Origin of the sequence: Streptococcus sp. CF7_Ac1-8 (assembly GCF_024295435.1) — a bacterium.
Taxonomy (GTDB): domain Bacteria; phylum Bacillota; class Bacilli; order Lactobacillales; family Streptococcaceae; genus Streptococcus; species Streptococcus mitis_AP.
This window is the reverse complement of record NZ_JANCPI010000024.1, coordinates 1-5,109: the sequence shown is the minus strand read 5'-3', so window position 1 is coordinate 5,109 and position 5,109 is coordinate 1. Positions and strand designations below refer to the sequence as shown.

Genomic DNA, 5,109 nt, shown 5'->3' with positions numbered 1-5,109 from the left:
TCTCACAGGGGGCAACCCCCAACTACTTCCGGCGTTCTAGGGCTTAACTTCTGTGTTCGGCATGGGTACAGGTGTATCTCCTAGGCTATCGTCACTTAACTCTGAGTAATACCTACTCAAAATTGAATATCTATTCAAACCAAGAAAACCGTTCGCTTTCGTATTCTCAGTTACTTTGGATAAGTCCTCGAGCTATTAGTATTAGTCCGCTACATGTGTCGCCACACTTCCACTTCTAACCTATCTACCTGATCATCTCTCAGGGCTCTTACTGATATAAAATCATGGGAAATCTCATCTTGAGGTGGGTTTCACACTTAGATGCTTTCAGCGTTTATCCCTTCCCTACATAGCTACCCAGCGATGCCTTTGGCAAGACAACTGGTACACCAGCGGTAAGTCCACTCTGGTCCTCTCGTACTAGGAGCAGATCCTCTCAAATTTCCTACGCCCGCGACGGATAGGGACCGAACTGTCTCACGACGTTCTGAACCCAGCTCGCGTGCCGCTTTAATGGGCGAACAGCCCAACCCTTGGGACCGACTACAGCCCCAGGATGCGACGAGCCGACATCGAGGTGCCAAACCTCCCCGTCGATGTGAACTCTTGGGGGAGATAAGCCTGTTATCCCCAGGGTAGCTTTTATCCGTTGAGCGATGGCCCTTCCATACGGAACCACCGGATCACTAAGCCCGACTTTCGTCCCTGCTCGAGTTGTAGCTCTCGCAGTCAAGCTCCCTTATACCTTTACACTCTGCGAATGATTTCCAACCATTCTGAGGGAACCTTTGGGCGCCTCCGTTACCTTTTAGGAGGCGACCGCCCCAGTCAAACTGCCCGTCAGACACTGTCTCCGATAGGGATCACCTATCCGGGTTAGAGTGGCCATAACACAAGGGTAGTATCCCAACAACGTCTCCTTCGAAACTGGCGTCCCGATCTCATAGACTCCTACCTATCCTGTACATGTGGTACAGACACTCAATATCAAACTGCAGTAAAGCTCCATGGGGTCTTTCCGTCCTGTCGCGGGTAACCTGCATCTTCACAGGTACTAAAATTTCACCGAGTCTCTCGTTGAGACAGTGCCCAAATCATTACGCCTTTCGTGCGGGTCGGAACTTACCCGACAAGGAATTTCGCTACCTTAGGACCGTTATAGTTACGGCCGCCGTTTACTGGGGCTTCAATTCATACCTTCGCTTACGCTAAGCACTCCTCTTAACCTTCCAGCACCGGGCAGGCGTCACCCCCTATACATCATCTTACGATTTAGCAGAGAGCTGTGTTTTTGATAAACAGTTGCTTGGGCCTATTCACTGCGGCTGACGTAAAGTCAGCACCCCTTCTCCCGAAGTTACGGGGTCATTTTGCCGAGTTCCTTAACGAGAGTTCTCTCGCTCACCTGAGGCTACTCGCCTCGACTACCTGTGTCGGTTTGCGGTACGGGTAGAGTATGTTTAACGCTAGAAGCTTTTCTTGGCAGTGTGACGTCACTAACTTCGCTACTAAACTTCGCTCCCCATCACAGCTCAATGTTATAGAACTAAGCATTTGACTCAATTCACACCTCACTGCTTAGACAGACACTTCCAATCGTCTGCTTTAGTTAGCCTACTGCGTCCCTCCATCACTACATACTCTAGTACAGGAATATCAACCTGTTGTCCATCGGATACACCTTTCGGTCTCTCCTTAGGTCCCGACTAACCCAGGGCGGACGAGCCTTCCCCTGGAAACCTTAGTCTTACGGTGGACAGGATTCTCACCTGTCTTTCGCTACTCATACCGGCATTCTCACTTCTATGCGTTCCAGCGCTCCTCACGGTACACCTTCTTCACACATAGAACGCTCTCCTACCATACCTATAAAGGTATCCACAGCTTCGGTAAATTGTTTTAGCCCCGGTACATTTTCGGCGCAGGGTCACTCGACTAGTGAGCTATTACGCACTCTTTGAATGAATAGCTGCTTCTAAGCTAACATCCTAGTTGTCTGTGCAACCCCACATCCTTTTCCACTTAACAATTATTTTGGGACCTTAGCTGGTGGTCTGGGCTGTTTCCCTTTTGACTACGGATCTTAGCACTCGCAGTCTGACTGCCGACCATAATTCATTGGCATTCGGAGTTTATCTGAGATTGGTAATCCGGGATGGACCCCTCACCCAAACAGTGCTCTACCTCCAAGAATCTCTAATGTCGACGCTAGCCCTAAAGCTATTTCGGAGAGAACCAGCTATCTCCAAGTTCGTTTGGAATTTCTCCGCTACCCACAAGTCATCCAAGCACTTTTCAACGTGCCCTGGTTCGGTCCTCCAGTGCGTCTTACCGCACCTTCAACCTGCTCATGGGTAGGTCACATGGTTTCGGGTCTACGTCATGATACTAATCCGCCCTATTCAGACTCGGTTTCCCTACGGCTCCGTCTCTTCAACTTAACCTCGCATCATAACGTAACTCGCCGGTTCATTCTACAAAAGGCACGCTCTCACCCATTAACGGGCTCGAACTTGTTGTAGGCACACGGTTTCAGGTTCTATTTCACTCCCCTCCCGGGGTGCTTTTCACCTTTCCCTCACGGTACTGGTTCACTATCGGTCACTAGGGAGTATTTAGGGTTGGGAGATGGTCCTCCCAGATTCCGACGGGATTTCACGTGTCCCGCCGTACTCAGGATACTGCTAGGTACAAAGACTATTTTAAATACGAGGCTATTACTCTCTTTGGCTGATCTTCCCAAATCATTCTTCTATAATCTTTGAGTCCACATTGCAGTCCTACAACCCCGAAGAGTAAACTCTTCGGTTTGCCCTCCTGCCGTTTCGCTCGCCGCTACTAAGGCAATCGCTTTTGCTTTCTCTTCCTGCAGCTACTTAGATGTTTCAGTTCACTGCGTCTTCCTCCTCACATCCTTAACAGATGTGGGTAACAGGTAGTACCTGTTGGGTTCCCCCATTCGGAAATCCCTGGATCATCGCTTACTTACAGCTACCCAAGGCATATCGTCGTTTGTCACGTCCTTCTTCGGCTCCTAGTGCCAAGGCATCCACCGTGCGCCCTTATTAACTTAACCTTATTTTCTGACCTTTCAGTCATAAACTCTTATTAATACTACAGCGTTTTCGGTTTATTTTCTTGTTACTATTTGATATAGATATTCAATTTTCAATGTGCATTACTTGGTGATCTCTCACCAATGGAGCCTAGCGGGATCGAACCGCTGACCTCCTGCGTGCAAAGCAGGCGCTCTCCCAGCTGAGCTAAGGCCCCACAAGACCTCTCAAGACTAAACAAGACCAATGCGCAGTTCCTTATCCTTAGAAAGGAGGTGATCCAGCCGCACCTTCCGATACGGCTACCTTGTTACGACTTCACCCCAATCATCTATCCCACCTTAGGCGGCTGGCTCCTTACGGTTACCTCACCGACTTCGGGTGTTACAAACTCTCGTGGTGTGACGGGCGGTGTGTACAAGGCCCGGGAACGTATTCACCGCGGCGTGCTGATCCGCGATTACTAGCGATTCCGACTTCATGTAGGCGAGTTGCAGCCTACAATCCGAACTGAGACTGGCTTTAAGAGATTAGCTTGCCGTCACCGGCTTGCGACTCGTTGTACCAGCCATTGTAGCACGTGTGTAGCCCAGGTCATAAGGGGCATGATGATTTGACGTCATCCCCACCTTCCTCCGGTTTATTACCGGCAGTCTCGCTAGAGTGCCCAACTGAATGATGGCAACTAACAATAGGGGTTGCGCTCGTTGCGGGACTTAACCCAACATCTCACGACACGAGCTGACGACAACCATGCACCACCTGTCACCTCTGTCCCGAAGGAAAACTCTATCTCTAGAGTGGTCAGAGGGATGTCAAGACCTGGTAAGGTTCTTCGCGTTGCTTCGAATTAAACCACATGCTCCACCGCTTGTGCGGGCCCCCGTCAATTCCTTTGAGTTTCAACCTTGCGGTCGTACTCCCCAGGCGGAGTGCTTAATGCGTTAGCTGCGGCACTAAACCCCGGAAAGGGTCTAACACCTAGCACTCATCGTTTACGGCGTGGACTACCAGGGTATCTAATCCTGTTTGCTCCCCACGCTTTCGAGCCTCAGCGTCAGTTACAAGCCAGAGAGCCGCTTTCGCCACCGGTGTTCCTCCATATATCTACGCATTTCACCGCTACACATGGAATTCCACTCTCCCCTCTTGCACTCAAGTTAAACAGTTTCCAAAGCGTACTATGGTTAAGCCACAGCCTTTAACTTCAGACTTATCTAACCGCCTGCGCTCGCTTTACGCCCAATAAATCCGGACAACGCTCGGGACCTACGTATTACCGCGGCTGCTGGCACGTAGTTAGCCGTCCCTTTCTGGTAAGATACCGTCACAGTGTGAACTTTCCACTCTCACACTCGTTCTTCTCTTACAACAGAGCTTTACGATCCGAAAACCTTCTTCACTCACGCGGCGTTGCTCGGTCAGACTTCCGTCCATTGCCGAAGATTCCCTACTGCTGCCTCCCGTAGGAGTCTGGGCCGTGTCTCAGTCCCAGTGTGGCCGATCACCCTCTCAGGTCGGCTATGTATCGTCGCCTTGGTGAGCCGTTACCCCACCAACTAGCTAATACAACGCAGGTCCATCTGGTAGTGATGCAATTGCACCTTTTAAGCAAATGTCATGCAACATCTACTCTTATGCGGTATTAGCTATCGTTTCCAATAGTTATCCCCCGCTACCAGGCAGGTTACCTACGCGTTACTCACCCGTTCGCAACTCATCCAGAGAAGCAAGCTCCTCTTTCAGCGTTCTACTTGCATGTATTAGGCACGCCGCCAGCGTTCGTCCTGAGCCAGGATCAAACTCTCATTAAAAGTTTGAGTTCTCACTCATTTCTGTCACTGACAGATTTATTGTTTTTTTCATTGTTCAGTACTACAACAATTGTTGTAGTGCCCTGCACATTGGTTCGTCTTGTTCAGTTTTCAAAGGTCTTTGTCACTCGCTTCTCTCAAGTGACAACTATATTAGTATATCACAGTCGCTTTCGCTTGTCAACACTTTTTTGAAACTTTTTTTATTTTTTTCAATCAGTATTTCTTCTGCAACATAC

General features: G+C 49.5%; 1 tRNA gene and 3 rRNA genes. All 4 read right to left on the bottom strand.

The features are described from left to right. Positions 1-99, bottom strand: a 5S ribosomal RNA gene (gene rrf / locus NMM26_RS09495); the annotation flags it as partial. 76 nt (positions 100-175) lie between these two features. Continuing rightward, positions 176-3,076, bottom strand: a 23S ribosomal RNA gene (locus tag NMM26_RS09490). Between the two features lie 124 nt (positions 3,077-3,200). Then, a tRNA-Ala gene (locus tag NMM26_RS09485) sits at positions 3,201-3,273 on the bottom strand. A 51-nt stretch (positions 3,274-3,324) separates the two neighbouring features. Beyond that, a 16S ribosomal RNA gene (locus NMM26_RS09480) occupies positions 3,325-4,870 on the bottom strand. Positions 4,871-5,109 lie beyond the last annotated feature (239 nt).